Consider the following 2,675-nt stretch of genomic DNA (forward strand, 5'->3'; position numbering starts at 1 on the left):
GGGGGGGGCCCGGCGCCCCCGCCCCCCCCCCCCCCCCCCCCCCCCCCCCCCCCCCCGGGCGGGGACCCGGTTGGTCGGTCAGGAGACGACCGGGAGGTACACCTTGCCGCCCGCCTGGGCGAACTCGGTGGACTTCTCGGCCATGCCCGCCTCGATGGCGGCGACATCGGTGAGGTTGTTGGCCTCGGCGTACTCGCGGACGTCGGCGGAGATGCGCATCGAGCAGAACTTCGGGCCGCACATGGAGCAGAAGTGGGCGGTCTTGGCGGGCTCGGCGGGCATGGTCTCGTCGTGGTACTCGCGGGCGGTGTCGGGGTCGAGCGAGAGGGCGAACTGGTCGCGCCAGCGGAATTCGAAGCGCGCCTTGGACAGTGCGTCGTCACGCTGCTGGGCGTGCGGGTGGCCCTTGGCGAGATCGGCGGCGTGGGCGGCGATCTTGTAGGTGATGACGCCGGTCTTCACGTCGTCGCGGTTCGGCAGGCCCAGATGCTCCTTGGGGGTGACGTAGCAGAGCATGGCGGTGCCTGCCTGGGCGATGATCGAGGCGCCGATGGCCGAGGTGATGTGGTCGTAGCCGGGCGCGATGTCGGTGGCCAGCGGGCCGAGGGTGTAGAAGGGCGCCTCCTCGCAGAGTTCTTCCTCCAGGCGCACGTTCTCCACGATCTTGTGCATGGGCACGTGGCCGGGGCCCTCGATCATCACCTGCACGCCATGGGATTTCGCGATCTTCGTCAGCTCGCCGAGGGTGCGCAGTTCGGCGAACTGGGCCTCGTCGTTGGCGTCGGCGATGGAGCCGGGGCGCAGGCCGTCGCCGAGGGAGAAGGTGACGTCGTAGCGGGCCAGGATCTCGCAGAGTTCCTCGAAGTGCGTGTACAGGAACGACTCCCGGTGATGGGCCAGGCACCAGGCGGCCATGATGGAGCCGCCGCGCGAGACGATGCCGGTGACGCGTCCGGCGGTGAGCGGCACGTAGCGCAGCAGCACGCCGGCGTGCACGGTCATGTAGTCCACACCCTGCTCGGCCTGCTCGATCACGGTGTCGCGGTAGATCTCCCAGGTGAGCGCGGCCGGATCACCGTTCACCTTCTCCAGCGCCTGGTAGATCGGCACGGTGCCGACCGGGACCGGGGAGTTGCGCAGAATCCACTCGCGGGTCTCGTGGATGTTCCTGCCGGTGGACAGGTCCATGATGGTGTCGGCGCCCCAGCGGGTGGCCCACACCATCTTCTCCACCTCCTCGGCGATCGAGGACGAGACCGCCGAGTTGCCGATATTGGCGTTGATCTTCACCAGGAACTTCTTGCCGATGATGGTCGGCTCGAGTTCGGGATGGTTGTGGTTGGCGGGGATCACCGCGCGGCCCGCGGCGACCTCGCTGCGCACGAGTTCGGGATCGACGCCCTCGCGGGCGGCGACGAAGCGCATCTCGTCGGTGACGATGCCCGCGCGCGCCCAGGCCAGCTGGGTGCGCGGACCCGCAACGGCGGGATTGCGCCAGCCCTCGCGCAGCTTCGGCAGGCCCGCTTCCAGATCGATGACGGCGGAGTCGTCGGTGTACGGGCCCGAGGTGTCGTAGACGTCGAAGGTCTCGCCGTTGGTCAACTCGATGCGCCGCACCGGGATGCGGAGGTCGTCGACCTCCAGGTAGTGCTTGACGCTGCCTTCGATCGGCCCGGTGGTTACGGTGTCGACGGGCGCGTTCGCGCGATCGGCCGATGCCATGATGTTCCTCCCTACGCCGGCATTACCCGGTCAGGTTCATACGGTCGACGGCCCTGACCGCCCGGAAGTGGGCTAGCCGTCCTCTCAGCCCGCTGGTGCGAGCCCCCGTTGGTCATTCAGTTGTGTGGTCATTCAGTTGTGGTTCGGGACCGCCCGGAGAACGGGCGTTTCCACTCGGAAGGAACACTCGAGCCGGATGATCAGCCGTTATAGGCGTCCTGCATGGCCTTCAGGTCGATCTTCTTCATGCCGAGCATGGCCTTGGTGGCGCGGTCGACGGCAGCCGGGTCGCCGGTCATGAGGGCGTCGGCGGCGGCGGGCCAGATCTGCCAGTGCACGCCGTAACGGTCGGCGAGCCAGCCGCACTCGATCTCCTTGCCGCCGTCGAGCAGTGCCTCCCACAGCCGGTCGACCTCGGCCTGGTCCTCGCAGTTGACCAGCAGGGACATGGCGTGGGTGTAGTGGAACTCGCCGCCGCCGTTGATGGCGGTGAAGCGCTGGCCGGCGAGTTCGAAGTCGACCGTCATGACCGCGCCCGGCGTGCCCATGCCGGACTCGGTGAAGCGGGTGACGTCGGTGATGCGGGAGTCGGGCAGCAGCGAACAGTAGAAGTTCGCGGCCTCCTCGGCGTCGCCGTCGTACCAGAGGTTGGTGACGATCTTCTGCATGGCGGGTTCTCCTCTGCGCTGTTCGGGTGGCTCGTTCGGGGTGGCTCATTCGGGTGGCTCGTTCGGGTTGTCTGCCGGGGCCGGGCGGGCGCTCGGACCCTCCGATGGGTAGACGTCGCCCGGCCCCGGAATTCATCGGCCACTACAGTCGGATGTCGTGACCCGCGACGACGCCGACGCGGGGCCAGGGTGCCCTGCGACAGACCAGAGCCGTCGAGCGTTTCTCGACGCCGCCACGGAAGTTCTTTCCGAGCAGGGGTTCTCGCGGACCACCCGAGAGCAGAT

The 2,675-nt window shown here is 68.4% G+C and carries 2 protein-coding genes and 1 riboswitch; both genes read right to left on the reverse strand.

Annotated features, from left to right (window positions below):
* Positions 1-78: 78 nt before the first annotated feature.
* Entirely contained in the window at positions 79-1,722 is a 1,644-nt protein-coding gene (gene thiC, locus QH283_RS16440) for a phosphomethylpyrimidine synthase ThiC (protein WP_280503863.1), read from the reverse strand.
* Positions 1,714-1,841, reverse strand: a riboswitch (TPP riboswitch). It overlaps the preceding gene by 9 nt.
* Before the next feature lie 81 nt (positions 1,842-1,922).
* Positions 1,923-2,390 (reverse strand): VOC family protein, encoded by a 468-nt coding sequence (locus QH283_RS16445; RefSeq protein ID WP_280503864.1) that lies wholly within the window; start codon positions 2,388-2,390, stop codon positions 1,923-1,925.
* Positions 2,391-2,675: the final 285 nt, after the last annotated feature.

The sequence above is a fragment of the Nocardia farcinica genome (genome assembly GCF_029867845.1).
Lineage (GTDB): Bacteria > Actinomycetota > Actinomycetes > Mycobacteriales > Mycobacteriaceae > Nocardia > Nocardia farcinica_A.

Excerpts from the sequence above, each read along its gene's own strand:
- thiC (WP_280503863.1), bottom strand. The coding sequence starts at position 1,722 with ATGGCATCGGCCGATCGCGCGAACGCGCCCGTCGACACCGTAACCACC.
- QH283_RS16445 (WP_280503864.1), bottom strand. The coding sequence starts at position 2,390 with ATGCAGAAGATCGTCACCAACCTCTGGTACGACGGCGACGCCGAGGAG.